The organism is Propionispira raffinosivorans DSM 20765 (assembly GCF_000381065.1).
Classification (GTDB): Bacteria; Bacillota; Negativicutes; order Selenomonadales; family Selenomonadaceae; genus Propionispira; species Propionispira raffinosivorans.
Window position 1 is genome coordinate 21,776 of sequence record NZ_KB905853.1, and the last position, 26,424, is coordinate 48,199.

Genomic DNA, 26,424 nt, shown 5'->3' on the forward strand with positions numbered 1-26,424 from the left:
TTAAAACCCTTTCTTTTTGCTTTGTATTTCATGCAATATATTGAGATAAGCATCATAACGTACTTGAGATATTTTTTTGTCAAGGACAGCCTGTTTAACCGAACATGCTGGTTCAACATCGTGGATACAGGTATTATATTTGCAAGTATCCATGTAGGGCCGAAATTCAACAAAATAATCTTCTAAATCTGTTTTTTGAATGTAATCAAATTCCGTTGAACTAAATCCTGGTGTATCAACCACAAAACCGCCTTGTGCAAGCGGCAATAATTCCGCAACGCGTGTGGTGTGCTTGCCACGTTTTATTTTCGTGCTAATTACACCCGTTGCTAAATTTAATCCCGGTTCAATTGCATTTAAGAGGGTAGATTTACCGACCCCGGATGGACCAGCAAATACAGAAATCTTATCCTTAAGATGATTTTTTAAATCCAGCATGCCAATATTTTCCCTGGCGGATACTTTTACGATTTTATAGCCTATTTCATAATAAGGCTGCAAGATCTTTTCTAATAACACCAAATCAGCTAATTCAATTTTATTAATGCAAATCAGGATATTTTTTAACTTTGAGTATTCAGCTAACACTAAAAAACGATCTAAAAGCAACGGATGTAAATTAGGACTGGCTGCAGCAAAGGTTAAAATAACTTGATCGACATTTGCGACCAATGGCCGCTTTAACACAGATTGCCTTGGCAGAATTTTTTCGATAATACCCGTTTCATCATCTAAAAGATCGTATTCAACACGATCTCCAACGGCTAAAGAATAACGTTCTTGTTTAAAACGCCCTCTCAACTTACAAACGGTTACACCCTGTTCATGTTTTATATAGTAAAAGCTGTTAAATGCTTTGAGTACAACTCCAGTCAGCATTCATAAATTCCTCCTGATCTATAATCCATTCTACTGGTCTATTTTGTATCTTTAGGGGCATCAGCTGGTTTGCTATTTTTAGCGGTATCTTTATTCGTATCTTTACTGGCATCTTTGCCAGAATTTTTATTCGTGTTTTTATCGGTTGCTTTTTCAGTTTTTGCTATCGAAAAATCAACGCTGCTGCCTTCCGCAATATCAGTACCAGCAGCCGGTGTCTGATCTAAAATTGTTCCGGCAGGTTTACTGCTCGTTACCTCGGTAACGGTACCAGTTTTCAAATTCAAACTTTTTAGTTGTGTTTCAATTGAATTTAAGGTACTTCCCGAAAAATTAGGCAGTGTCACCTTACGCGATTTCGGCCCTTTACTGATAACCAGATCTACAGCAGATCCTTTTGTTATTTTTGTTCCAGATCGTGGTGTTTGATTTAAAACCGTTCCGGCAGCCTCATTCGAATATTCTTCGTCAACTTTTCCCAGCTTTAATCCCATATTTTTCAGTTTGGTCTCGGCAGCCACTTTCGTTAATCCATGCACATCAGGCATTTCGAGTACTTCACCGCCTTTGCTGATATAAACCGTCACCAGACGCTGTTCTTTAACGGTTGTGCCAGCAGCTGGATATTGCGATACAACTTCCCCGGCTGGAACATCCGCATCATACGTTTCCGCAATATTAACCCGCAAATTCTTAGTCTCGAGCATTTGCTTGGCAACCGTCATCTGTTTACCCACAACATCCGGTACAATAACTTCTGCATTGCTCCAAAACTTCCCATATGAGAGAAATGCCCCAGCAAAAAAGCCCAGAACTAAAATACAAATCAAACCCCATAAAAACTTTTTGGATTTAAGCAAATTACTCTGCGGCAATTTTTCCGCAGGTGCTAGATTGCTCCGACGCGATGGTAGTGAATCGGAAACACGCGGCAAAATCTGAGTTGCAAAAGGGTCTTGATTAGAAATGGCATTATTTTGCCTATCGCCATGTAAAAGTCCGGATTCGGCACGTTTGATATCACGAATCATTTCAGTACTATTAGCAAAACGATTATTAGGGTCTTTTTCCATAGCTTTCAATACGATCGCTTCCACAATAAGCGGTATGGTCGGATTGAGTTTCCGCACAGAAACAGGTTCTTCTTGTAAATGCTTTAAAGCAATACTGATTGGTGTTTCTCCTGTAAATGGTAACTGTCCCGTCAACATTTCATATAAAACAACGCCTAGTGAATAAATATCCGATTTTGCACTGATGGCACCGCCCTTAGCCTGCTCAGGCGAAAAATAATGAACAGAACCAACAATTGTACCACTATAGGTCATCGTGGAAGATGTCACGGCACGAGCAATCCCGAAATCAGTTACCTTAACTCGTCCAGTTGGTGTAACAAGAATATTGTGTGGTTTAATATCACAATGCACTAAATTATTTGCATGGGCATGTTCCAATGCTTCCGCTATTTCAAGGGCAATTCGCAGTGATTCGCTTACGGATAGTTTACCAGCACTTTGAATCAAATCTTTCAATGTTTGACCAGCAACATACTCCATAATAATATAATGGTTATTATTTTCTTTACCAACATCATATATATTTACAATATTGGGATGCGAAAGTTTAGCTGCACCTTGCGCTTCTCCACGAAACTTCTCAATGAATTCTTCATCATTGGAAAATTGTGAGTGTAAGATTTTGACCGCTACATAACGATCCAACAATTGATCATGGGCTCGATATACATCAGCCATTCCACCACCGCCAATATGCTCTAAAAGTTCATAGCGATGATCTAATATATGATTAATCATTGAGTCACCTCCTCAGTATGTACAATATTTGCAATAATACGTTTCGCAATGGGGGCAGCAGCAAGACCACCAAAATCCCCATTTTCTACGATAATGGCAAAAGCAATGTCTTGTGATGGCAAAACTGCCGATCCAATAAACCAGGCATGTGAATCTCCGCTGGAATTTTCAGCAGTCCCTGTTTTTCCTGCGACATCAATTCCTGATACGGCTGCTCTAGTAGCTGTACCTTGTTTTACAACGGATTTCATAAAAGATTCTATTGTATCTGCACTTTGTGCAGTTGTTGCTTCCAGCCATTTTTCAGTTCCAGTTTTTTTCAAGACAAATCCATCTGGTGATAATATTTCATCAATAAGATACGGTTTCATGATGGTTCCATGATTTATAAAAGCACTCGCGAGTAAGGCCATCCGCAATGGTGTAACCAGCACTGTACTTTGACCGATTCCAACTTGGGCAATTTCACCATCACTTAATTTTTTGAATTCGGGCAATGGTATTTTGGGTTCATCAATTTCATTATCAAATTTCTTTCTGAACCCAAATCGATCAAATGTATCCGCCAATTTGGCCTCGCCAAGCCGCAAGGCTAATGTAGCAAACGTCACATTACAAGACTCATTTAAAGCCTCTTGTAAATTAATTTTTCCATGTACTTCATTATCACTTTCATATAAAGTATAGGTATCATCAATCTTTAAAAACCCCGGACAATAAAACATTTCTTTTGTTGTCGTCACATTTTCTTTTAAGGCAGCATCGGCAATCATTGTTTTTAAAATAGAACCGGGGGGATATAAACCTTGTGAAGCACGATTGAGCAACGGACTGCTTGAATCACTGCGAAGCTGATCCCAATGTTGATCGATTGTATTTGGATCAAACGATGGTTTACTAACCATCGCTAAAACAGCTCCTGTTTTAGCATTTAAGATTACAATAGCACCTTTTTGATTACCAAGTGCATCATAAGCCGCTTTTTGAATGTTTGTATCTATGGTCAGCTTTACATTATTCCCCCTATCTTTGTTAAATAATTGTTTAAGAGGACCAAATCTTGCCAGCGGGCTGTTCATTCCGACAAGATCAGTATTCGCGTAGCCTTCAATACCGGCGTTGCCAATTTTTTCTCCTACATAACCGCTTATTGAAGCCGTTATATCCCTTAACGGATAGATACGAGAAAAAGTACCTTGTTCATTTTTTTTACTATAAGCAATTTTTTCACCATTGCAGTCTAAAATCATACCACGCTGTATATGTTTTTCCATTTCCATAGCCCGCCTATTTAATGGATTATTCGCCAAATTAGGACTTTCAAAAGATTGTAAATACGTTATATAACCAATTAAAATAAGAAACAAAGAAAACAATAACACAGTTACATTATAGATATATTTTTTCATTTTTCGATCATGCATTGTTATTCTCCTTTATTGATAAAGCAAATAACAAGCCGATTATAATAAAACTTGATACCATAGAACTGCCACCATAACTAATAAATGGCAGCGTAATTCCCGTTAATGGCAAAAGCTTTGTTACACCTGCTAAGATAATAAAAACCTGCAATGCTAAACTCGCTGCCAAACCTGATGCTAACAGCATATTCATTTCATTTTTGCAATGCAAAGCTATATTAATACCTCGATAAAATAACGTTAAATAACCTAATATAAGAAAAATTGAGCCAACTAAGCCAAATTCCTCAGCAATAGCAGAAAAAATAAAATCCGTATGCACTTCAGGAATCAAGAAAGGATAGCCACTCGAAAATCCACTGCCAAGTATACCGCCTGAGCCAAAAGCAAACAAAGACTGGACAATCTGATAAGCCTGCCCTGTTGGATCTGTCCATGGATGAAGCCAAATAGCAATTCTTACACGGACATGAGCAAATAAAAAATAACTAATGGTTGAAGAAAGTCCAAAAAAAATCAACGCTAGAAATACGTAGGATTTATTGCCAGTTGCCATATATGTCATTAAAATAGCAATTCCAAAAAAAAGCAATGCTGAGCCCAAATCATGTTGAATAACAAACATCAAAACAGCCATGCCCCAAATCACAACGAGTGGTGCAATAAAGCGCAGCGGCGGAAGCCGCAGCAATAAAAACTTATTACTTGGCAAAGCCAAAACATTTTTATGATCTGTTAAATAAGCCGCCAAAAAAATGATAATCATTATTTTGGCAAACTCGGAGGGCTGTACACTAAAGGGTCCCAGCAAAATCCAATTGCGGTTTCCGCCTATATCTGTACCGAAGAACAATGTTGAACACAAAAAGAGCAAACTGCATAGACCAATTATATACTGATAATTTTTTAGAAGAGCAATTTGTTTTGCCAAATAAAGAACAGCCATAAATGTAACCATCCCGCATAATGCCCATCTTAATTGGGGAATAAACAAACTCGGTTTTAAACGATCGATCATGATAAGCCCGATACTTAAAAAAAACATGACAAGCGGAAATAAATACAAGTCTGCCGAGCTCCTATATTTTCTGAGTAAATTATCAATAACAAAAGATAAAAAAATAACAGCACCAATCCATGGCAACGGTGTAAAATCAAACACCGGATATTTTTTTAACTCCAGAATAATAGTTCCAAATAAAAGTATTAAATTTGGAATCACAATAAGTTTTTGCCGCATGCTAATCATCATTATTTTCAAGAATAATGGCTGTGATATTATCCACACCACCTGCACGAAGTGCCTGATCTATTAATGCAGCGGCTTTATCGTCAATCGTTTCCGATTCCATAATCTTTTTCACTTCTGTCTCATTCACCATATTTGTAAGACCATCGGTACAAAGTAAAAATTTATCCTTTTTTTCTAAAGAAAAAGATCCTTTATCGACTTTGACATCGGCATCAATACCAACAGCCCTCGTGAGCATATTACGTTGTGGATGAACTAAGGCTTCTTCATGTGTAAGTGTACCATTTAGCACAAGATCCCAGACCAGTGAATGATCTTGTGTAATTTGAGCCAGCTGATTGTTCCGTAATAAATAAATACGACTATCACCTATATGTGCCCAAAAACAAGTATCGGCTTCAATATGTAATAAACTGGCCGTTGTTCCCATCCCAGCATATTCAGTATGGTTTTTCGCTTTTTCTAAAATACGCTCATTCGCTTTTAAAATTATTTTTTCTAATACATCTTGATCAATTGTTATAAGAAATTTCTCAGAAAAAAAGTCTTCAATCGTATTTATCAACAAATTACTGGCAATTTCTCCAGCTGCATGCCCCCCCATACCGTCTGCTACCGCATAGGTTTTTGGATTTATGCATACATAACTATCTTCATTTGTTTGTCGAATTAAACCAATATTCGTTGACGCTGTTATTTTAAGCATTATTGTCACCTCTCAAATTTAAAAGTAACCAAGCCAATTTTAATTATATCACCGGATTGCAGGTACGTTTTTTTCGCCAGCAGCTTACCGTTCAGATATGTATGATTTACACTATTTAAATCTTCAATGACATACAAATTATTTATTCGGTTAATAATTGCATGATGATGGGATATGTAGGTATCATCAATAACAATATCATTTTCTTTGCCTCGGCCAATCGAAAGTTCAGCATCAATCGCAAACTTATTTTGCGCAAGGCTGCTGTTTGAATCCACAACAAATAAGTTTGCTGTTGTGGATTCGGACTGTTTTTTTTCTAAAGCTGGATGCAAATCATGATAGATTAGTTTTAGCAGTAAATATATAAAATAATAAATAAAGAAAATCAATCCATATTGCAGAATCACTGAAAATAGATTCATAAAAAAAGCTATATCGGGCAAGTTAAATCACCTCATACAGAAGCACTGTGTTTCCAATTTTTATTTCATCCCCAAAACATAATCGTTGACAAGTGACTTTCTGAGCATTTACATAAGTTCCATTTAAACTGCCAGCATCGTAAAGAATATGACGATACTTTTCAAAAGAAATGTAAGCATGAAGTCTTGATGAATTAACATCCATAAGTAAAAATTCATTTTCTTCACGTCGTCCAATATGAATTCGTTTTTCACCTATCTCCAAATAAGAATTGATATCCGGACCCTGTTCAACTGTTAAAGCAGCAAATTTATGCTCTATCGGCAAATCCATAGAATCTTTAAAATTCGATCGTTCTAAAACAAGGGTGTGTGGTTCTTCGCTTGTTTTAGACTCTACATTAACACACTCACTCGTATAACAAGATTGTATATGGCAACTGCCTTTTTTTAAGGTAGTATCTTTTTTTAGCATCATAGATAGCTTACCATCTATCATAAAGTTTTGTTCAATCACAGCAATAACAGCTGCTTCATATAACTGATTTTGTGTTTTTTGTGAACAAATCCTTTGGTAATCCACCTCACTGGTATAAATGGAATATACATTCGGTGCATAAATATCACCCTGCAGTCTTTTCTTTTTGAGCAAAATTTCACGTCGTAATGCTTTCTCAATTTCTACCACTTGAAGATCGCTTGCAAATTTTTTATTAAAAAAGCCTTCGATTTTTGTTTCTAAAAAAGATTCCCATTTTAGAATTGACATATACTATACACCTCTAAATAACATAACTCATTATATTCCCAAACATTCATCAAGTCAAAGCTGATTTTCCGCCGCGTGTTTGTTTCTTAATTGTCCACAAGCTGCTTGAATGTCATTGCCCATTTCACGGCGAACCGTCACAGCAATATGATTGTTGTTTAAAATTTCCTCAAAAACTTTGATTTGATTTAAGGAAGGACGTTTTAAACCGCGTTCAACAACTGGATTAATCGGAATCAAATTCACATTGGCCATCTGCCCTCTTAATAAACGACTTAGTTCTTCAGCATGTTCCGCTTGATCATTTTCACCAGCGATCAAAATATATTCATACGTTACACGTCGTTTTGTGATGTTTGCATAATGTTTACCCGCTGCTACAACCGCGTGGATGTCAAATTTATCATTGATTGGCATCAATTTTGAACGTATTACATTATTCGGTGCATGCAAAGAAATCGATAAGGTAATCGGTAAATCTTCCTTTGCGAGTTCCTGAATCATCGGTACAATACCAGCTGTTGATACAGCAATATGACGATAACCTAAATTCATCGTATACGGTTCATGGCATAAACGGATAAAGTTTAGAACATTATCGTAATTTGCCAGTGGCTCACCAGACCCCATAATCACAATGGTATTGATCGATTGTTCTTCTTTATTTAATACTTCATTGATAAAAAGCGCCTGTGCTAAAATCTCACCTTGTGTTAAATTTCGCACCATACCCTGCAGCGTAGAAGCGCAAAACGTACAGCCCATATTACAGCCAGCCTGCGTAGACAAACAAACACTATTGCCATAAGATTGCCGCATTAAAACGGATTCGACAGCAACTCCATCGACAAGTTCCAGTAAAAACTTACTGGTTTTTCCATCGCGAGAATCCTGTTGTTCCAAAAGTTTTACGCGAAAAATATCAAGATTATCAGTTAAGGATGTTCGCAATGCAACCGGTAAATTCGTCATTTGCTGAAAATCCAAGACATGTTTTTGATACATCCACTCAACGATTTGCTTAGCACGATATGCCGGAAGCTTAAACTCTTTCAAGCAACCTTGTAATTGGGGTAAAGACATACCAAAAATATTTTGTTTCAAAATGTAAACACCTTTACTTTCGTTTCATTCGGGCAATAAAAAAGCCATCGGTACCAGCAATATGCGGCAGAAGCTGCACCATTGTGATTTCTTGTTTGGCATATGGTAAAAATTGACCCGTTTTTTCAAGTTCAAATTCCGGATGGTCGGCTAGAAATAAGTTCACGACGGTCTGATTTTCTTCTTTGGCAATCGTACACGTACTATAGACCAAAACCCCACCAGGTTTCACTGCTTTCGCAGCACTCTTTAATATTTCAATCTGCAATTTTGGCAGTTCAACTAACAAAGCCGGCGATTTTTTCCAACGAGCATCTGGTTTGCGGCGTAGTACACCAAGTCCTGAACAAGGTGCATCTACAAGTACACGATCCGCTTGTTGTTCATAGGCATCACCAATTTGCGTTGCATCCAATAATTCTGTTTGAATGATTTGAATACCCAATCGTTCAGCATTTTCATTGACTCGTTTCAGCTTATGTTCATAAATATCAGTGGCGAGCACACGTCCTTTGTTTTGCATCAAAGCAGCAATATGCGTTGTTTTGCCGCCAGGAGCACTACACGTATCAATAATGAATTCGCCTGGCTGAGGGTCCAAAACATGTGCTACCAGCATGGAACTTTCATCCTGAACTTGAAACAGACCTTCTGTTAATGATTTGATCTGATCCATTGCGGGATGACTTTGACAGACAAGACCTTCCGGGGTCCATTCGGATTCGTAACACTCCACTTGCTCTGCTGACAAAATATTCATTAAATCAGAACGGTTTGTTTTTAGGGTATTCGTACGAATCGATAAGGCTGCATTCGTATTATTAAATTCACATAGCTTAACAGCCATGTCATACCCAAATTCTTTAATCCAGCGTTTAACAAGCCATTCTGGGTGATTATAGGCTAGCGCCGCATATTTGGTCGCCTGTCCTTTTCCATTTGGATATACTGCTTTTTCAGGCTGTCGTACTGCATTTCGCAGCACGGCATTAACAAATTTCACGGTTCCAATATGTCCATATTTTTTTGCCAGTTCAACGGATTGATTACAAGCTGCTGATTCAGGCACTTTATCCATGAAAAAAATCTGATAAATTCCCAAACGCAATACATCTTGAATAATGGGAGCTATTTTTTTTATGGGACGATTAATATATTGGCTCAAAATCCAATCTAAGCTATCGCCAGCTTTAACACATCCATACACCAGTTCCGTCACAAAACGGCGGTCTTGATCCGATACCTCATGTTTACGCAGTTCACGGGTCAACGATACATTCGCATATGCATCATTTGTATGAACATCATTTATTATTTTCAATGCAATCTCACGAGCATTCATTTAATCATCCTTTTCAAGCAAAAAACGACGTATCTCTTTTTCTACTTCTATAATATCTACTTTTGTATTATAACAAGGTCCATTCGGGCGAATGTTTAATACACCGACTGCAGGTAAAGGGTATACATCTTGTATCCCACTTGTTAAATCGCGTTCGCAGGCAATCGCCAAGACGGCTAATGGACGAATTTGTTTCACGGTTTGCCTGGCTAAAGTTCCGCCAGTTACAACAAAAAAATGAAACCCAATTTTTTTTGATAATGTCACTAAGTCACCCACCGAACAGCCCCCACAGCACTGACAATTATTAGGGTCTCTCGTAATTTTATGTGGACAAGTCGCCAGTTGCAGACAATGTGGTGTAACCACGAGCAACCGATCAGCGGGAACTTTAATTTGACGTTGATGAATAATCTGATTACTAACCTCAATAAAGGAACGTTCTATCTTACGTCGATTGATACCAAAGATTTTACCCAGCATCAAAGCCGCTGGAAATAAAAAATTAATTGTTTTATAGGTTTGTTTTTGAAAAATATTAAGCGGCGGCAACCCTATAATAGATGCCACCATCCCCAAAATCCCTAAACCAGAAAACAAAAAAATCGAAGCAAAAAAGAAACCCAAAAGCAAAGGAAGATATTGATGTATCTGCATTAAGCCCAAAAAGCTAATTTTCCATATCGTATAGCTAATCAGTGCCATACATAACAGACTCAAACATAATAAAGCGAGAAATAAACGCTTATGAGGCCGCTGTATCGTATATACCATAGATAAACACCCTCTTATTCAAATTGATCGCCCAGCTGCAGACCGTGTCCACGTATATAATCTTTTGCAGCCATCTTTTTTTTATTTGGTGCCTGTAATTCAAGAATTTCTAAAAATCCAGAGCCAGTTGCCACACAAAAACCATTTTTAGTAAAACCAACAACCACTCCATAATCAGCATTCGAAAAATCTTGATCACTGACTGCTGTTTGCCAAATTTTAAAAGGCTTCATCTGAAAATTGCAATAGGCCCCCGGCCAAGAATTAAGCCCCCGTACCAAATTATGGATTTGCTGTGCCGAGTCTGACCAATCAATAGCTCCCGTAGTTTTCTTTAAAAGTGGTGCATAATTTGAGTTAGCATCATCTTGGCGAATTCGCTTCGCAGTACCTGCTTCAAGTTGTTTTACCGTTTCAATCAGTAAATTCGCCCCTGCATTCATTAATATATCATGAAGTTCTTCCGTATTCATATTAGCTGAAATAGGTGTTTTTGTTTTTAATATCATATCGCCTGTATCAAGTCCCGCATCCATAAACATCGTTGTCACACCGCTGACAGTCTCACCATTCACAATTGCCCAATGAATCGGAGCTGCACCACGATAACGCGGTAAGAGGGATGCATGAACATTAATACAGCCAAGTACTGGAATATCGAGGATCTTCTGCGACAAAATTTGTCCAAAAGCAACAACAACAATTAAATCCGGTTTTAATTCTGCCAGGATTTTTTCAAATTCCGGGGTCTTTATTTTTTCTGGCTGCAGCACTGGTAATCCAATCGATACAGCACACTCTTTTACTGGCGATGCCGTTAATTTTTGACCACGGCCTTTTGGCCGGTCCGGCTGGGTTATTACAGCAATGATATCACAGTGTTCATTCAGTTTTTCGAGGCAGGGTACAGCAAAAGCGGGTGTTCCCATAAAAATCGCTTTACTTCTTATCATTTGGACTCACCTCGTTGAATACTGAGCGCACGATCAATAAACAAAACGCCATCCAAATGGTCAAGTTCATGTTGAAAACAACGCGCCAATAAACCTTCACCAGTAATTTGCTGTTTTTTGTTGCGACGATTTGTAAATTCTACGGTCACCTTACTGGATCGTTCCACTTCTCCGAAAATATCAGGAATACTTAAACAGCCTTCTGTATCGATGGCTGTTCCTTCTCTTTCGACAATGACTGGATTGATAAGCTCTAATAGTCCATTGCCAACATCAATGACAACAACACGAATCGCTGTACCGACTTGCGGCGCTGCAAGCCCTACACCATTTGCCTCATACATTGTTTCTGCCATATCATCAAGTAATCTTCTTATTTTATTGTCAATCTTCGCCACCGGTTGACAAATTTCTTTTAAAACAGTATCGCCTGCTTTTTTTATTTCTAATAAAGCCATAGCCTATCTTCCTCCTAAAATCAAAACAACTATATATCCTTAAAATTCTATCATACAAACAAATAAAAATCCAATGAAACATATTACATTGTATTTAGGGGATTGATATCAAGCATGATATTATTTTTTATATGCAATTTTTGCTCCACCATAAATTTTTTGACAACAGCCGGTTGATTTGTTTTTATTAAAAGATTGATTCGGTATAAACCACGCAGATTGCTTATCATAGCTGGTGCCGGACCAATAATTTGGCTGCTATTTATATCTTTAAAAGAACTGCGAAATAACTTTACAAATTCAGTTGCCTCTGCCAAAGCTTTTTGTTCATCGGCATTTTGTATAGTCATTTTAATTAAATTGCTATAAGGCGGATAAAACAATTGTTTACGAAACACAATTTCATTTTTATAAAAAGCAAGATAATCTTGCTGCATTCCACAATGTACCGCATAATGCTCAGGGTTATACGTTTGAATGATTACTTTACCGGGTATATCACCTCGGCCAGCACGACCAGCTGTTTGTGTAATCAAAGCAAAACAGCGCTCTGCTGAACGAAAATCTGGAACGTTGAGGCTTGAATCAGCACTGATAATCCCAACGGCTGTTACATTGGGTATATCATGCCCTTTTGCTACCATCTGCGTCCCCAATAAAATATCATATAAGCCTTGTTTAAATTGAGTTAAAATCTCAGCATGGGCAAATTTCTTCGTTGTTGTATCACGATCCATTCGAATAATCCGAGCTTCGGGGACAAGCGTTCTCAATTCATGTTCGAGTCTTTCTGTACCTGTTCCAAAATATTTAATATAGCGGCTTCCACATTTCGGGCAAACATCTGGAACCACATCACTACTGTCGCAATGATGACATTGCAGCTTGCCATTTTGATGATAAACGAGCGGCAGTGTACAATCTTTACAGACAATTACATGCCCGCAAGAGCGGCACATTACAAAGGTTGAAAAGCCACGCCGATTCAGCATGATAATTACTTGTTCTTTTTTTGCAATCGTCTCTTCAATTAGTTTTTTCAAAGCACGTGAAATAATATTTCGATTGCCCTGTTTTAATTCAGCGCGCATATCAACGGTAGTTACTTGCGGCATGGGAATATTACCAATTCGTTTCGACAGAGTCAGCATCGTATACTCTTTATTTTGTGCACGGGCAAAGGTTTCAACCGATGGCGTAGCACTGCCTAATACTAAAATGGCTTTATGTATTCTTGCCAGAGCCTGTGCTACATCACGTGTATGGTAGCGTGGCGATTCATCTTGTTTATAAGAGGCATCTTGCTCTTCATCTAGTATAATCAAGCCTATATGATCAATGGGCGTAAACAAAGCGGAGCGAGCTCCAATAACAATACCGATTTCATTTTGTTTAATCCTTCGAATGGCATCATTTCGTTCACTAATTGATAAACGGCTGTGTAAAACAATGATATCTTGTTTAAAATAATACTTAAATGAGCTGACTAGCTGCCCTGTTAAAGCAATTTCCGGCACAAGTACAATAACATGCTGTCCGGCTTGGCGAACTTTATTAGCAGCTTCAATATAAACTTGTGTTTTGCCGCTGCCAGTAATTCCATATAGTAAAAAGGTTTTATTTTCCTTTTGTTCGATCGATTTTATCAATTCGTTTACAGCTGTTTCCTGTTCCCCTGTGAGTATGACATTTTTTTTCCCTTGAGAGGCAGTATGCTCATAACTGTCACGATATATCCGTCGTTCATTTATTCGAATCAGGTTTGCTTGTACTAATGCCTGAATTGTTGTCATTGTTATTTTTTCTGCTTTTAATTCAGAAATTGGAATTGATTTTCGATTTTGAAGCAATTGCAAAAGATTTTTCTGCGCAGGTTTGCGAGAAAAATCCGTTTCACAAAAAGTACTCTGGATCAGTTCAACAATTTTTTCATAACGATTTACGGTATTCTTTTTTACAGAATAATCTTTTAAAATGAATTTATGCTGTAAAAATAGAACAATTATAGCATCTATATCAAATTCAGGAAAATTTTTACGCAAATCATAAAGGCTCACCGGTTGGTGCAGCATAATGAAATTATAAACTTCCACATAGAAATTAACCTGCAAAATCGTTGCGTCCGGTTTTTGATCGCCAATTAAATAAACAGGTTTTATTTGAAGACCTGTTTTACCAGGCATAAACAGGCGCATAGCTTCCGCAAAAGAACAAAGATAAAAATCAGCCATCCATTTAGCAATTTTCAACATTTTGTCAGTAAACCATGGTTCCTCATCGACAATATCAATAATTTCTTTTAACTTTAACAAGTCAGTCGTCGCATCCGCCGCACTGATGTTTACAATAAAACCCTCAACTTTACGGTTGCCAAAAGGCACAAAAACACGCCAACCAGTCTGTAGAAAAGAAAATTTGTCTGGTATGGCATAAGAATAAGCTTTTGCGATACTTTTTACAGGAATATTTACAAATATATTTGCAACTTTAATCATAATTCATCACCAAACAATCATAAATAAAAGGGGCTCTGACGAGTCCCTTTTATTTAGAAAATTATTTCTTAAATTATAAGCCAGCTTGTTCTTTTAACGTCGCTGCTTTATCAATATGTTCCCAAGGTAAGTCAACATCTGTACGACCAAAATGTCCATACGCAGCCGTTTGTGCATAGATAGGACGACGTAAATCCAATGTCTTAATGATACCTGCTGGTCGCAAATCAAAATTTTTCTGGATTAATTCAACAATTAAAGACTCTTCTACTTTTGCCGTGCCGAATGTTTCAACCATGATTGATACCGGGCGTGCTACACCAATCGCATAAGCAAGCTGTATCTCACATTTATCGGCAAGACCGGCTGCTACAACATTCTTTGCTACATACCGTGCGGCATAAGCTGCGGAACGATCAACTTTTGTTGGATCTTTACCAGAAAAAGCTCCGCCGCCATGACGTGCCATGCCGCCATATGTATCAACGATGATTTTACGTCCAGTAAGTCCGCAGTCTCCTTGTGGTCCGCCGATAACAAAGTTACCAGTCGGATTGATGAAATATTTAGTTTCATCCGTCAGTAATTCAGCAGGGACAATCGGTTTAATTACTTTTTCAAAAATATCTTTTTCGATTTGAGCTAATGTAACATCCGGACTATGCTGCGTTGAAATAACAATGGTATCAATCGAAACTGGTTTTCCATCTTCATATGCCACAGTCACTTGTGTTTTACCATCGGGACGCAGATACGGCAATTCGCCATTTTTACGAACTTCTGATAAACGACGAGCCAATTTATGTGCAAGCGCAATCGTAAGCGGCATATATTCTGGCGTTTCATTCGTAGCATAACCAAACATCATACCTTGGTCACCAGCACCGATCGCTTCAATTTCATCCATCATAGTGCCTTCTTTTGCTTCTAAAGCTTTATCAACGCCGAGAGCGATATCTGCTGACTGCTCATCAATTGAAATCAACACCCCGCATGTATCTGCATCAAAGCCATATTTTGCTCTAGTGTAGCCGATATTACGAATTGTATTTCTGACAATTTTCGGAATATCCACATAACAATTTGTCGAAATTTCTCCGGCAACATGAACCTGCCCCGTTGTAATCAATGTTTCGCAGGCAACCCGCCCCGTTGGATCTTTTGCCAAAATTCCATCTAAAATGTTATCGGAAATTTGATCCGCGATTTTATCTGGATGACCTTCTGTTACAGATTCTGATGTAAATAATACACGTTTTTTAGTCATATTATACCTCCTTGTGATTGAATAAAATAAAAGAACTCTCTATAAAAGAGAGTTCTGACACTCTCATCTTATAGGCTTCGCCTACAGGATTTGGCACCGTTTTGATAAAATCAAATGGTTGCCGCAGTTTCATCGGGCCATTCCCTCGACTGCTCTTGATGAGTTCCATATTCAGCTATGTTTTTATAATAAAAGAACTGACTAGAAAAGTCAACTTAAATTTTGGGTAATGTTGTAATCTTATCTAAGATAATTTTTGCCAATAAATCCTTGTGAAGAAGTGGGAAATCTTCGCAGACTCCATTACGGTCAATGATTTTTACGATATTTGTGTCCGTATTAAAACCAGCATTCGGTGCGGTCACATCATTGGCAATTATATAATCAAGATTTTTTTTATGGAGTTTTATTTTAGCAAATTCGAGCAAATTCTGCGTTTCCGCAGCGAAGCCAACTAAAATCTGATTTTTTTGCTTTATTTGTCCGAGCTCAAATAAAATATCTGGATTTTTTTCTAAAGTCAAAGTCAAAGTAGAACTGTCTTTTTTTATTTTATTTTCAGCGATAGACGATGCCCTATAATCAGCAACAGCTGCCGCTTTTATAATGATATCACTATCGATAAATTCTTTTTTTACTGCATCACGCATTTGCAGTGCTGTTTCTATTTTGATTAGACGTATTGCAGCACTGGTTTGTAAGGCGGACGGTCCGGAAATAAGAACGACATTTGCCCCACGTCTTGCAGCTTCTTCGGCAAGAGCATATCCCATCTTACCACTGGAACGATTCCCAATATAACGAACTGGGTCAATCGGCTCTCTTGTCCCAGCAGCCGTTACCAGTACTTTTTTGCCACGCAAAGATACTGTTTCACTAAAATATTCTGCTAATACACCTACAATGGACTCTGGCGCGGGCAAACGTCCGACACCAGAGGTGCCGCATGCCAATTGACCACTGTCCGGTTGAATTAAATGATAGTGGGCATCTTGCAGCTTTTTCAGATTGGCTTGCACAATTGGATTCAGATACATGTTTGTATTCATTGCTGGTGAAAAAAACACCGGTGCCTTCGTTGCCATAAGTGTCGTCAAAAGCATATCGTCAGCAATACCATTCGCAGCTTTACCAATAATATTAGCGGTGGCAGGAGCAATCAGCATGACATCAGCTAACATTGCCAACGCAATATGTTCAACATTCCAATTGGTTGTTTCATTCCACATACTAACCACAACAGGATTTCCGCTCATCTCACGAAATGTAAGCGGCGTAACAAACTTTGCGGCAGCTTCTGTCATGATAACATGAACGATCGCACCAGATTTTTTTAGTCGACTGACTATTTCCACTGCTTTATAGACGGCAATGCCGCCGCTGACACCTAAAATAATATTTTTATCCTTTAACATAAATAAACCACCATTTATTTATTATTTAACGACTTCTTTTGTCCGTTCATAGGTAATACGGTCTTCAATAATTTCTTCTAAAGCATTTGTGACATTTTTTGTTGATTTCATACTTACTTTAAGTTCCGCACCATCTAAAAGTTCACGGGCCCGTTTTGCTGCCAAAACAACTAATGTATATTTACTATCGACTTTTTTTAACAACTCATCCATTGTTGGGTTTACCATATCCATATTTTCATTCTCCTTTATCTTCACAGATTTGACGAAGCAAATCTGTATTACGCAGCACATTGCATTTTTCAGCCTCAACAATAGCGGCAATTTTGTTAGCAGCTACTGTGATTTCATCATTGACCACAACATAATTATAGTATACACCCATTCGAATCTCATCGCACGCTGCTTTTAAGCGACGGGCAATGCTTTCATCAGAATCTGTGCCTCGTCCACGAATTCTTTTTTCCAATTCAGTCATTGAAGGTGGGATAATATAAATAAAAACGCCTTGCGGAAATTTTTTTTTAACATTCATAGCGCCCTGTGGATCTATTTCCAAAATGACATCCTGCCCATTTTTCAATACTTCCTGAACTCTGGCTAATGGTGTACCATAATAGTTTCCATACACTTGAGCCCATTCGAGCAGTTCTTCTTGTTCAATCATACGCTCGAATTCAATTTTATCCGTAAACCAGTAATTGATACCATGTGTTTCACCCGTACGAGGCTGCCTGGTTGTCGCTGAAACAGAATACGTAAGAGCTTTATGTTCATCCAATAATTTTTTGCAAATTGTTCCTTTACCCGTACCGGACGGTCCAGAAATTACAATTAAATTGCCTGTAAAATCCATCGTTTTAGTCTTCCTTTAATTTCAATTCCGTATCATCGCTGTCTTTTGTAATCAAACGATGTGCTACAGTTTCCGGTTGTACAGCCGATAAAATCACATGATCGCTATCCGCGATAATAACAGCTCGAGTCCGTCTTCCATATGTTGCATCAATCAGCATGCCCCGATCACGCGCTTCTTGAATAATGCGTTTAATTGGTGCAGATTCAGGACTAACAATTGAAATAATACGATTCGCTGATACAATATTACCAAATCCGATATTAATAAGTTTAATATCCATAGTCAAACTCCTCTCGGTCCCTACCGTTTTTATAATTTATTCTACATTTTGAATCTGTTCCCGGATTTTTTCGATCTCACTTTTCATTTCGACTACAAGTTTTGCAGTCTCCATATCATTCGCTTTTGAAGCAATCGTATTCGTTTCACGATTCATTTCTTGAACAATAAAATCCAGTTTGCGGCCAACCGCTGCCTTGCTATCCAAAATTGTAGCTCTAAATTGTTTAAAATGACTCTTCAGCCGTACAAGTTCTTCGGTAAAATTAATTTTCTCCGAAAACAATGCGCATTCTTGAATCAAGCGAGCTTCATCAATTTGGGTTTCACTTAAGACATCCTGCAGCTTTTTAAGAAGTTTCTCACGATAGCAAGTAAGGATCATCGGTACCTGCTGTTCTATTTTAGCTACATTCGCTTCTAAGTCATTTAGTCGCATGGTTAAATCATCTAATAAATGCTGTCCTTCCATTATACGCATCGAAACTAACTGGTCCAATGCCTTTTGGACAGTTTCTAAAATAACGGACTCTGCTACATCCAGATCAAATGAATCTTCATCAGGGCGTAACACATCTTGATAATTTGCTATCTCATACACATTATCCGGTGCTGGTATTTTCAGCAGACTACTGATTTCGCTTAAGGCATTATAGTAAGCGATTGCCAAATCTTTGTCAACTTTTATTTGCTTATGATGTCCCATAGCTTGCTCAAAAGAAATAAATATATCAATTTTTCCACGCGTAAGCGAGGCCGTAATCAATTTTTTGATTTTATCTTCTAAAGGATTCAAAGCTTTTGGCAAATGAATCATTATATCATTATATCGATAATTCACGGATTTAATTTCTACATGCAGTTTATATGTTTCATTATAATATTCACTCGAACCAAATCCCGTCATACTTTTTAACAAAAAAGAAAACACCCTTTCTATAATGTAAACAAGCATATAAAGAACTATATTCATCATATAGAGATGAAATCCCTTTAATTTAGACAAATTTATCTGATTTAAAGGAAAAACAGCCCATTTTAGTCTTTATATATAAGTTGCATTAAATATTCTATGTGGTACTCGTCAATAAGGGGGGATAGGCAATACATTATACGGAATATATGCCAGAGAAGACTTTTTCAGCAGGACCTGACATATACACGGTACCCGCTTGAGTCCATTCTACAAAAAGGAGCCCACCATCGAGTTCAATTTCTACATTTCTATCCGTTTTGTGATTGAGCACGGCTGCCACGATCGTAGCACAAGATCCCGTTCCACACGCTAATGTAATCGCTGCCCCACGTTCCCAAACACGCATTCGAATATGTCCGCGATCTTTTACTTCAGCAAATTCGGTATTGATTTTTTTAGGAAAATGTTCATTGATTTCAAATAAAGGACCTACTTTTTCCAAATTAATTTGTGCAATATCGTCGACAAAAACCACACAATGTGGATTGCCCATAGAAACACAGGTCATTTTATATTCCTTATCTAATATTGTAATCGGTTGTGCAATAACCTGTTCACTGCCAAAACCAGCAACGGGAATCTTATCAGCTGCTAAAATCGGCTCTCCCATGTCAACACGAATTAAATCAACGGTATTTTCTGCAGTCAAAATAATTTCCGGTTTTATAATACCAGCGCCCGTTTCAACGGTAAATAAAGTTTTTGTCGTAAGTTTTGCTTCATAAATATAACGAGCAAAACAACGAATTCCGTTGCCGCACATTTCAGCCTCACTGCCATCCGTATTAAAAATACGCATTTTAAAATCTGCATGATCCGAAGGCATCACTAAAATCAACCCATCCGCACCAATTCCATAATGACGATCACAAACTGTAATTGCCAAATTCGAAAAATCATCGATCTGTTCTTTAAAACAATCTACAATAACAAAATCATTGCCGCAGCCTTGCCATTTGCTAAATTTAAAATTCATTTTCATTGCCTCCAATGGTATCTACTAAATTCCTAGCTACATTTTAACCATATGGTATCTATTTTACTTGTTCAGACTCAAAGATGCAATGTCTTCCCCGAAATATTGCCCTTAAATTGATATATAGCAGCTACAATAAATTATAAATGCTTGGATTTGACCATTCAAAATTGAGATGCTATACTGATTTGACACTAGTTAGAATGGAGTTAATATTATGAGTTTAGATGGTTTTTCGATGTATCCTTTGGTTACAGAATTAAATAAACAATTAGCCGGGGGACGAATTGATCGGATCTCTCAGCCGAATAAACATACAGTTTTACTCGCAGTACGGCAGCCAGGTCAAAATTTCTCTTTGCACATTTCCATCAATCCACAAAATCCCGTAATCAATCTCATTACCCGCTCAGTTGAAAATCCAGCAGAACCACCCGTTTTCTGTATGGTATTGCGCAAACAGATAGAAGGTGGACGAATCGCTGAAATCAAACAGCATGTCCTTGATCGAATTGTTCTAATTGATATCGATACGTTAGGTGCTGGCGGTATTATTTTGACGAAAACACTCGTGATTGAATTAATGGGGAAATACAGCAATATGATTCTTCTTCATGAAACAAAAATCATTGACTGCCTTCGTAAAGTTGGCACGACCAGCAGTCGCGTTCGTCTTGTTTTACCTGGTTATGAATATGCCCTTCCCCCGAATCAGGACAAATTAAATATCATGACGGATTCCATCGATCTTTTAATTGAAGATTTGAAAAAATACCCTGAATTAAAACTAGTAAAGGCAATTGTCCAGACTGCAATTGGACTGGGTCCGGTAAGCGCCCGTGAATTTGTTTTTTCGGCGGGATTTTCAGCAAATATATTGGTTAGTGAACTAGATGAAGCAGATTTTACTTCTTTAAAAACCGCTATAACAGAAGTTCTTACCTTATTTCGCGAAAATCAAATTACACCGATGTTGTTTTTAGACGCAACTAATAAAATCGTCGCATCTGCCGGATTTCCTTTACATTATTTAGAAAATGTACTGCCAAAAACCTTTACTACAATGAGTGAACTAATTGATTTTTCAACAAAACTCACAGGAAATTATACACTACCGGACAAAGACCGTTTCCAAAAGCTTGTTCATGGCGAACTCACTAAATCAGCAAATAAAGCAACTGTTTTAGCAAAAGAATTGATTCAGGCACAAAATGCTGAGGACTACAAAATAAAAGGCGATATACTGATGACCTATCAGTATCAGTTATCGGATCATTTGGGAGAAATCGTAGAATTACCCAATATTTATGAAGAAGACCCCGAAAAACATCTCCTAAAAATACCATTGGATAAACGATACTCCATTATTCAAAATATGCAAGCTTATTATCATAAATACGATAAATTAAAACGTGCTCAAAATCTCCTGCAAATTCAAATTGAGCAATGTCAGCAGGATCTTAAATATTTGAGCAGTGTTGAAAGTTCTCTCGAATCGTCATCAACTTTAATTGAAATTGGTGAAATCAAAACGGAACTGATCGCCAGTGGTTATTTGCATGAACACATTAAGAAAAAAGCCAGTGAAAAACCATCCCAGCCATTTAAGTTCAAAGCCAGTGACGGAACCATCATTTTGGTGGGGAAAAATAACTATCAAAATGATAAGCTTACTTTCAAAACGGCACATCGTAAAGATATTTGGCTTCACACAAAGGATTTTCCTGGCTCGCATGTCGTGATTCGCTGCGAAAACGATGCTCCCGCACCCGATACATTGCTTTTAGCCGCCACTTTGGCAGCCTATTTCAGTAAAGCCAATCATTCTTCTAAAGTCCCCGTTGACTATACACCCTGCCGTTATGTAAAAAAACCGACTGGCGCAAAACCAGGGTTTGTTATTTTCACAAACCAAAAAACGCTCTATGTTACACCAAATGAACAGGAAATGGCACTGTTAATTTTACAAGACTTAAATAAAAAATAAACAAAAACCCTCCTCACTAGTTTTTACGGCTAGTTTGGAGGGTTTTTGTTTATCAACTGCAACTTCAGTCTTTAAATTCTTTAATAACAACCTGTTCTTTTTGATCAACCGTACCAATTTGAACGCTAACCACTTCTTTACTAGCAGTCGGTACGTTTTTTCCAACATAATCGGCTCGAATCGGCAATTCACGATGTCCCCGATCAACCAAAACCGCCAATTGAATCACCCGTGGGCGTCCCATGTCGATGATGGCATCCAATGCAGCTCGAATCGTCCGACCAGTATATAATACATCATCAACCAGGATAATTGTTTTATTCGTTATATCAACCGGCATCTGTGTTGGATGTACAATCGGTTGATAGGATAATGTCGAAAGATCATCACGATATAAAGTAATATCAAGAACACCTACCGGAACTTTGGTCCCTTCTATTTGCTCAATTTCGGTAGCAATCCGTTCTGCCAACGGTACACCACGCGTTCTTATACCTACTAGTAATATCTGTTCAACGCCCTTGTTTTTTTCGATAATTTCATGTGCTATACGTGTTAAAGCACGCGTAATAGCCTTGGCATCCATTAAAACGGTTTTATCAATTAAATTTGACATAAAACATCATCCCTTCAGAAAACACTCGATTATTTATTTTTTGTTCTAGTACGTAGTTTTATTAATATTTTAGCCATATCGTCTGGTATGGGTGCAGAAAAAAATAGTTTTTCCTTGGTAATTGGGTGAATTAAAGACAAGTTTTCTGAATGCAAAGCTTGTCCGTTAATCTTAAATGGTGATTTCGTTGTACCATATTTCGGATCTCCAATCAACGGATGTCCAATATGTGTCATATGAACACGAATTTGATGTGTCCGGCCAGTCATTAAAGTACATTCTACTAAAGTGTAATCGCCATATCTTTCTAAAACTTTAAATTGAGTGGAAGCCGGTTTCCCATTTTCAGCAACAATGGCCATTTTTTTTCGATCTTTAGGATCACGACCAATATCTCCATGAATAATACCCGATTCTTCCTTTATATTTCCTTTTACAATGGCTAGATATTGTCGATGGGCCGTTTTGCTTTTTATTTGTTCCGCTAAACTCGTATGGGAAAGATCATCTTTCGCCGCAATCATGACGCCAGACGTATCCTTATCCAGGCGATGCACAATTCCAGGACGAATTTCCCCGTTAATACCAGATAAATCCTTACAATGAGCCAAAAGTGCATTTACTAATGTTCCACTATAAATACCGGATGCTGGATGTACAACCATACCTCGTGCTTTGTTGATAACAATAATATGTTGGTCCTCATACAAAATATCAAGTGGCAGATCCTCCGCTTGAATTGAAATTGCTTGCGGCTCAGGAACGACCACTTCGACATGGTCTCCATTACATAATTTATAATTTGATTTTTGCATTTTCTGATTGACGGTAACATGACCATCCAAAACTAATTTTTGGACAAAAGATCTGGAGTGATCTGTTATTTGTTTAGCTAAAAAAACATCTAGGCGCTCTGGCGTTGTTGCAGTAAATTCATATTCATTCATTAATACGGTCATTGCATTCTTCCTTTAAAAAGTATTGTATATATAATCAGTCCAACTCCACAAACAATAGCAATGTCGGCTATATTGAAAATTGGCCATATTCTAAAATCAAAAAAATCAACCACATATCCGGTTTGAATCCGATCAATTAAATTCCCGACAGCCCCGCCTAATAAAAGTGCTGACCCTGCTTTTAATGGAAATTTCTCCTGCCGTAGTCTTGGATAAAAGAACATTGCCGCTAAAAGAATAAACACACCAATCAAAATAAAAAAGATGCGTTGGTTTTCCAATATTCCAAAAGCTGCTCCCGGATTTAAAATGTATGTAATATGAAAGATATGAGGGATTACCGGTATTGACATCCCCAGATTCATCATGGACTGAATATAAAATTTTGAAAATTGATCGACTAGTATAATAACCAGGCATAAGATTAATATTGGCACGCAACAACCCTCGATTCTTTTTATAATATATTATAGCATAGCTTCACTAAAATATGAATTTGCCAGATGAAACTTCATATTTGTTCCATATCATTAAAATAACAACGAGCTAAAAAGCCCGTTGTTATTTTTAATCTAGAGGAATTTCATTGTTATGTAAACCAACTTCTTGTAACGGCACATTCTCAGCAGTACTGCTTTGATCCGTTAAATCCAATAAATTAAGCTGTGTCACAAGCAATGTTTTCATTTTCGTCTGAAAGGAATCATATTGTCTTTGCATGTCTTGATATGAAAGGGTTTGTTGATGAACTTTTTCAGCCGCTTCTATCATCATTTTTTTGGCGTTAAGCTGCGCTTCCTGAACAATGTTAGCCGCTTCTTTTTGTGCATTCGTTTTTACTTCTTCAGCTGTTTTTTGGGCAATAAGCAACGTTTCATGTAGTGTTGCTTCCATTTGCTTAAAACGTCCTATATCATCTTGCATCTGATTGGCTTTTTCTTTAAGCTGTACATTGTCTCTATATAACTGTTCATAGTCTTTGATAACTCGATCGAGAAATGTATCAATTTCATCTTCATTATAACCACGAAAACTCCGTTTAAATTCTTGATTATGAATATCTAAAGGTGTAAGCATAAGCTCCGCTTCCTCTACCATTTATTTTATATATAGCGTCTAAGTAAAATTCCAGTCCGGCCTTTTTTTGTCTGACCACGGACTTCTGCAACCTCAATACGGCCTCTACCGCGCATTGATATGATATCGCCTTCTTTTACCATATGAGACGAACTTTTTACAGATTGCCAGTTCAATTTTAATTTATCGGCTTCAATATCACTCACAATTTTACTGCGTGATGAACCAAAACCTGCTGCTGCAATCGAATCCACTCGAAGCGAAGCAACCGTGGCTTTAATTTCTTTACAACGCTCTTCACGCGCTTCAATATCAGAAAATCTCCCAACTTCCGTCGTGATAGCTGACGAACCAATTTGCGTATAATTTTGCAAAATAAACTCGCCCATTTTCACATCCGCTATGATCTTCACATGATCGGCTTTAATAAGCAAGTCCCCAATTTGACCACGGTCAATTCCCAATCCAATGAGCGAACCTAAAACATCCCTGTGGGCAATATGATAAAATTGTGCATTCCATGATGCTTTAACAACCGTCAAGTCAAAAGATGGTGTGCCAAGAAAGTCCTCATGAACAAAAGCCGCCTTTTGGCGTTCAGCACCCGGGTAACCACCGTCAAAAACAAGTTTCAACGCTGGATAATTGGCAGCGATTGTTTCAGCAATTTCGCAACCATAAGGGTCTAAAAAAAACGATGTTTTAAATTTTCGGCTTTTGTTCACAGCTTCGGCAAGATCGACCAATTTAACAGCCGTTTCAGCACCCTCTGTTCCTTTATAATACCGGATAATTTTTTCACGATCTGCTGCCATATTACGATTTCCCCATTGCTTTCGATTTATTTGTTGCCGCTTCAACAGCATCAATCAATGCTGCTCGAACTCCTTTTTTCTCTAAGACATGGATACCAGCAATTGTTGTCCCGCCCGGTGAAGTCACTTTGTCTCGAAGAACAGCCGGATGTTCACCTGTTTCTAGCACCATTTTGGCTGCACCCAAAAGTGTCTGTGCTGCCAGCGTAATGGATATTTGACGAGGCAAACCTGCATTGACGCCTGCATCTGCTAAAGCATCAATCATAACAAAGACATATCCCGGACCACTACCGGACAGTCCCGTCACTGCGTCAATAGCGCTTTCTTGTAAAATCACAGCTTTACCAACTGCATTAAATATAGATTCTACTGTTTTGCCATTTTGCTCTGACGCATTTTTCCCCAAAGCAATAGCGGACATGCCCGCGCCTACGGCAACTGGTGTATTTGGCATTACACGCACAACTGGCTGCTGCACGAAATACGTCTCCAATGATTTCAAAGTGAGACCAGCAATCACGGAAATAACGATCGTATCCGCATTCACTAGCTTTACAATCGACTCAATTGCTGCTTGAGCTGCCTGCGGTTTAATTGCCAGTACAACAATGTCCAGTTTTTCTAAAAACGTACTGGCATTAACCGCTGCTTGAGCACCATATAACGTATGTAACTGTTCACATCTTTTGATTTTATGATCCGAAACATATACTTCGCTGGGCGCAAATAATTTATTTGCCAGAATTCCGCCAAGCATCGCTTCAGCCATAGCTCCGCCACCAATAAATCCTATATTCATG

General features: G+C 37.9%; 27 protein-coding genes and 1 riboswitch. Of the genes, 1 reads left to right on the forward strand and 26 read right to left on the reverse strand.

All coding sequences use genetic code 11. The features are described from left to right. The 20 genes from rsgA to dapF form a co-directional block, all read right to left on the reverse strand. Window positions 1–879, reverse strand: a complete 879-nt coding sequence (rsgA, locus tag F606_RS0112020; RefSeq protein WP_019554142.1) for a ribosome small subunit-dependent GTPase A — start codon at window positions 877–879, stop codon at window positions 1–3. Between the two features lie 38 nt (window positions 880–917). After that, on the reverse strand, window positions 918–2,693 hold the full coding sequence (gene pknB, locus F606_RS0112025) for a Stk1 family PASTA domain-containing Ser/Thr kinase (protein ID WP_019554143.1): 1,776 nt from the start codon (window positions 2,691–2,693) through the stop codon (window positions 918–920). Further along, entirely contained in the window at window positions 2,690–4,117 is a 1,428-nt protein-coding gene (locus tag F606_RS0112030) for a peptidoglycan D,D-transpeptidase FtsI family protein (RefSeq protein WP_019554144.1), read from the reverse strand. The genes pknB and F606_RS0112030 overlap by 4 nt, the downstream gene beginning before the upstream one ends. Next, a complete protein-coding gene (locus F606_RS0112035) occupies window positions 4,110–5,369 on the reverse strand; it encodes an FtsW/RodA/SpoVE family cell cycle protein (RefSeq protein WP_245542118.1) in 1,260 nt (419 codons plus the stop codon). Before F606_RS0112035 ends, F606_RS0112030 begins: the two co-directional genes overlap by 8 nt. Then, window positions 5,359–6,075, reverse strand: a complete 717-nt coding sequence (locus tag F606_RS0112040; protein WP_019554146.1) for a Stp1/IreP family PP2C-type Ser/Thr phosphatase — start codon at window positions 6,073–6,075, stop codon at window positions 5,359–5,361. The genes F606_RS0112035 and F606_RS0112040 overlap by 11 nt, the downstream gene beginning before the upstream one ends. Window positions 6,076–6,080: 5 nt before the next feature. Next, entirely contained in the window at window positions 6,081–6,500 is a 420-nt protein-coding gene (locus tag F606_RS0112045) for an FHA domain-containing protein (RefSeq protein WP_033368359.1), read from the reverse strand. A 22-nt stretch (window positions 6,501–6,522) separates the two neighbouring features. Beyond that, window positions 6,523–7,269 (reverse strand): FhaA domain-containing protein, encoded by a 747-nt coding sequence (locus F606_RS0112050; RefSeq protein ID WP_019554148.1) that lies wholly within the window; start codon window positions 7,267–7,269, stop codon window positions 6,523–6,525. 54 nt (window positions 7,270–7,323) lie between these two features. Continuing rightward, the gene (rlmN, locus tag F606_RS0112055) at window positions 7,324–8,373 is read right to left on the reverse strand and encodes a dual-specificity RNA methyltransferase RlmN (RefSeq protein WP_019554149.1); all 1,050 of its coding nucleotides are present in this window, start codon (window positions 8,371–8,373) and stop codon (window positions 7,324–7,326) included. 13 nt (window positions 8,374–8,386) lie between these two features. Beyond that, complete coding sequence (gene rsmB / locus F606_RS0112060) at window positions 8,387–9,715, reverse strand: 16S rRNA (cytosine(967)-C(5))-methyltransferase RsmB (RefSeq protein WP_019554150.1); 1,329 nt, start codon at window positions 9,713–9,715, stop codon at window positions 8,387–8,389. Further along, the gene (locus F606_RS0112065; protein ID WP_019554151.1) at window positions 9,716–10,489 is read right to left on the reverse strand and encodes a DUF116 domain-containing protein; all 774 of its coding nucleotides are present in this window, start codon (window positions 10,487–10,489) and stop codon (window positions 9,716–9,718) included. A gap of 14 nt (window positions 10,490–10,503) precedes the next feature. Then, window positions 10,504–11,442 (reverse strand): methionyl-tRNA formyltransferase, encoded by a 939-nt coding sequence (fmt, locus tag F606_RS0112070; protein WP_019554152.1) that lies wholly within the window; start codon window positions 11,440–11,442, stop codon window positions 10,504–10,506. Next, window positions 11,439–11,900: a peptide deformylase gene (gene def / locus F606_RS0112075; protein WP_019554153.1), complete on the reverse strand. Its 462-nt coding sequence runs from the start codon at window positions 11,898–11,900 to the stop codon at window positions 11,439–11,441. Before def ends, fmt begins: the two co-directional genes overlap by 4 nt. A gap of 83 nt (window positions 11,901–11,983) precedes the next feature. Then, complete coding sequence (gene priA, locus F606_RS0112080) at window positions 11,984–14,395, reverse strand: primosomal protein N' (protein WP_019554154.1); 2,412 nt, start codon at window positions 14,393–14,395, stop codon at window positions 11,984–11,986. A 73-nt stretch (window positions 14,396–14,468) separates the two neighbouring features. Then, window positions 14,469–15,662 carry a methionine adenosyltransferase gene (gene metK / locus F606_RS0112085; protein ID WP_019554155.1) on the reverse strand — a complete coding sequence of 398 codons (1,194 nt, stop codon included), beginning with the start codon at window positions 15,660–15,662 and terminating at the stop codon, window positions 14,469–14,471. A 60-nt stretch (window positions 15,663–15,722) separates the two neighbouring features. After that, window positions 15,723–15,827, reverse strand: a riboswitch (SAM riboswitch). Window positions 15,828–15,877: 50 nt separating this feature from the next. Further along, window positions 15,878–17,077 carry a bifunctional phosphopantothenoylcysteine decarboxylase/phosphopantothenate--cysteine ligase CoaBC gene (gene coaBC, locus F606_RS0112090; protein ID WP_019554156.1) on the reverse strand — a complete coding sequence of 400 codons (1,200 nt, stop codon included), beginning with the start codon at window positions 17,075–17,077 and terminating at the stop codon, window positions 15,878–15,880. A 21-nt stretch (window positions 17,078–17,098) separates the two neighbouring features. Beyond that, entirely contained in the window at window positions 17,099–17,305 is a 207-nt protein-coding gene (gene rpoZ / locus F606_RS0112095) for a DNA-directed RNA polymerase subunit omega (protein WP_026329373.1), read from the reverse strand. Window positions 17,306–17,315: 10 nt separating this feature from the next. Next, on the reverse strand, window positions 17,316–17,933 hold the full coding sequence (gene gmk / locus F606_RS0112100; RefSeq protein WP_019554158.1) for a guanylate kinase: 618 nt from the start codon (window positions 17,931–17,933) through the stop codon (window positions 17,316–17,318). A gap of 4 nt (window positions 17,934–17,937) precedes the next feature. Further along, the gene (gene remA, locus F606_RS0112105) at window positions 17,938–18,216 is read right to left on the reverse strand and encodes an extracellular matrix/biofilm regulator RemA (protein WP_019554159.1); all 279 of its coding nucleotides are present in this window, start codon (window positions 18,214–18,216) and stop codon (window positions 17,938–17,940) included. A gap of 36 nt (window positions 18,217–18,252) precedes the next feature. Then, window positions 18,253–19,134: a YicC/YloC family endoribonuclease gene (locus tag F606_RS0112110; protein ID WP_026329374.1), complete on the reverse strand. Its 882-nt coding sequence runs from the start codon at window positions 19,132–19,134 to the stop codon at window positions 18,253–18,255. A 190-nt stretch (window positions 19,135–19,324) separates the two neighbouring features. Continuing rightward, window positions 19,325–20,167 carry a diaminopimelate epimerase gene (gene dapF, locus F606_RS0112115; RefSeq protein ID WP_019554161.1) on the reverse strand — a complete coding sequence of 281 codons (843 nt, stop codon included), beginning with the start codon at window positions 20,165–20,167 and terminating at the stop codon, window positions 19,325–19,327. A gap of 217 nt (window positions 20,168–20,384) precedes the next feature. Between dapF and F606_RS0112120 the strand changes: the two genes are divergently transcribed. After that, window positions 20,385–22,154 carry an Rqc2 family fibronectin-binding protein gene (locus tag F606_RS0112120; RefSeq protein WP_019554162.1) on the forward strand — a complete coding sequence of 590 codons (1,770 nt, stop codon included), beginning with the start codon at window positions 20,385–20,387 and terminating at the stop codon, window positions 22,152–22,154. A 64-nt stretch (window positions 22,155–22,218) separates the two neighbouring features. On the opposite strand, the gene pyrR is transcribed toward F606_RS0112120, so the two are convergent. The 6 genes from pyrR to proC form a co-directional block, all read right to left on the reverse strand. Beyond that, complete coding sequence (pyrR, locus tag F606_RS0112125) at window positions 22,219–22,770, reverse strand: bifunctional pyr operon transcriptional regulator/uracil phosphoribosyltransferase PyrR (protein ID WP_019554163.1); 552 nt, start codon at window positions 22,768–22,770, stop codon at window positions 22,219–22,221. A gap of 29 nt (window positions 22,771–22,799) precedes the next feature. Next, window positions 22,800–23,729, reverse strand: a complete 930-nt coding sequence (locus F606_RS0112130; protein WP_019554164.1) for an RluA family pseudouridine synthase — start codon at window positions 23,727–23,729, stop codon at window positions 22,800–22,802. Beyond that, window positions 23,726–24,166: a signal peptidase II gene (gene lspA, locus F606_RS0112135; protein ID WP_019554165.1), complete on the reverse strand. Its 441-nt coding sequence runs from the start codon at window positions 24,164–24,166 to the stop codon at window positions 23,726–23,728. Before lspA ends, F606_RS0112130 begins: the two co-directional genes overlap by 4 nt. A gap of 130 nt (window positions 24,167–24,296) precedes the next feature. Beyond that, complete coding sequence (locus F606_RS0112140) at window positions 24,297–24,806, reverse strand: DivIVA domain-containing protein (protein ID WP_019554166.1); 510 nt, start codon at window positions 24,804–24,806, stop codon at window positions 24,297–24,299. Between the two features lie 26 nt (window positions 24,807–24,832). Next, window positions 24,833–25,621 carry a YlmH family RNA-binding protein gene (locus F606_RS0112145; RefSeq protein ID WP_019554167.1) on the reverse strand — a complete coding sequence of 263 codons (789 nt, stop codon included), beginning with the start codon at window positions 25,619–25,621 and terminating at the stop codon, window positions 24,833–24,835. Window position 25,622: 1 nt separating this feature from the next. Further along, window positions 25,623–26,423: a pyrroline-5-carboxylate reductase gene (proC, locus tag F606_RS0112150; RefSeq protein WP_019554168.1), complete on the reverse strand. Its 801-nt coding sequence runs from the start codon at window positions 26,421–26,423 to the stop codon at window positions 25,623–25,625. Window position 26,424: the final 1 nt, after the last annotated feature.

Coding starts and splice junctions, on each gene's coding strand:
- coaBC (WP_019554156.1), bottom strand. CDS start 17,077: ATGTTAAAGGATAAAAATATTATTTTAGGTGTCAGCGGCGGCATTGCC.
- F606_RS0112035 (WP_245542118.1), bottom strand. CDS start 5,369: ATGATGATTAGCATGCGGCAAAAACTTATTGTGATTCCAAATTTAATA.
- metK (WP_019554155.1), bottom strand. CDS start 15,662: ATGACTAAAAAACGTGTATTATTTACATCAGAATCTGTAACAGAAGGT.
- def (WP_019554153.1), bottom strand. CDS start 11,900: ATGGCTTTATTAGAAATAAAAAAAGCAGGCGATACTGTTTTAAAAGAA.
- gmk (WP_019554158.1), bottom strand. CDS start 17,933: ATGGATTTTACAGGCAATTTAATTGTAATTTCTGGACCGTCCGGTACG.
- F606_RS0112140 (WP_019554166.1), bottom strand. CDS start 24,806: ATGCTTACACCTTTAGATATTCATAATCAAGAATTTAAACGGAGTTTT.
- F606_RS0112130 (WP_019554164.1), bottom strand. CDS start 23,729: ATGACCGTATTAATGAATGAATATGAATTTACTGCAACAACGCCAGAG.
- F606_RS0112030 (WP_019554144.1), bottom strand. CDS start 4,117: ATGCATGATCGAAAAATGAAAAAATATATCTATAATGTAACTGTGTTA.
- priA (WP_019554154.1), bottom strand. CDS start 14,395: ATGATTAAAGTTGCAAATATATTTGTAAATATTCCTGTAAAAAGTATC.
- F606_RS0112120 (WP_019554162.1), top strand. CDS start 20,385: ATGAGTTTAGATGGTTTTTCGATGTATCCTTTGGTTACAGAATTAAAT.
- rsgA (WP_019554142.1), bottom strand. CDS start 879: ATGCTGACTGGAGTTGTACTCAAAGCATTTAACAGCTTTTACTATATA.
- F606_RS0112065 (WP_019554151.1), bottom strand. CDS start 10,489: ATGGTATATACGATACAGCGGCCTCATAAGCGTTTATTTCTCGCTTTA.
- pyrR (WP_019554163.1), bottom strand. CDS start 22,770: ATGTCAAATTTAATTGATAAAACCGTTTTAATGGATGCCAAGGCTATT.
- remA (WP_019554159.1), bottom strand. CDS start 18,216: ATGGATATTAAACTTATTAATATCGGATTTGGTAATATTGTATCAGCG.
- proC (WP_019554168.1), bottom strand. CDS start 26,423: ATGAATATAGGATTTATTGGTGGCGGAGCTATGGCTGAAGCGATGCTT.
- pknB (WP_019554143.1), bottom strand. CDS start 2,693: ATGATTAATCATATATTAGATCATCGCTATGAACTTTTAGAGCATATT.
- F606_RS0112050 (WP_019554148.1), bottom strand. CDS start 7,269: ATGTCAATTCTAAAATGGGAATCTTTTTTAGAAACAAAAATCGAAGGC.
- rpoZ (WP_026329373.1), bottom strand. CDS start 17,305: ATGGTAAACCCAACAATGGATGAGTTGTTAAAAAAAGTCGATAGTAAA.
- F606_RS0112040 (WP_019554146.1), bottom strand. CDS start 6,075: ATGCTTAAAATAACAGCGTCAACGAATATTGGTTTAATTCGACAAACA.
- rsmB (WP_019554150.1), bottom strand. CDS start 9,715: ATGAATGCTCGTGAGATTGCATTGAAAATAATAAATGATGTTCATACA.
- F606_RS0112145 (WP_019554167.1), bottom strand. CDS start 25,621: ATGGCAGCAGATCGTGAAAAAATTATCCGGTATTATAAAGGAACAGAG.
- dapF (WP_019554161.1), bottom strand. CDS start 20,167: ATGAATTTTAAATTTAGCAAATGGCAAGGCTGCGGCAATGATTTTGTT.
- F606_RS0112045 (WP_033368359.1), bottom strand. CDS start 6,500: ATGAATCTATTTTCAGTGATTCTGCAATATGGATTGATTTTCTTTATT.
- fmt (WP_019554152.1), bottom strand. CDS start 11,442: ATGATAAGAAGTAAAGCGATTTTTATGGGAACACCCGCTTTTGCTGTA.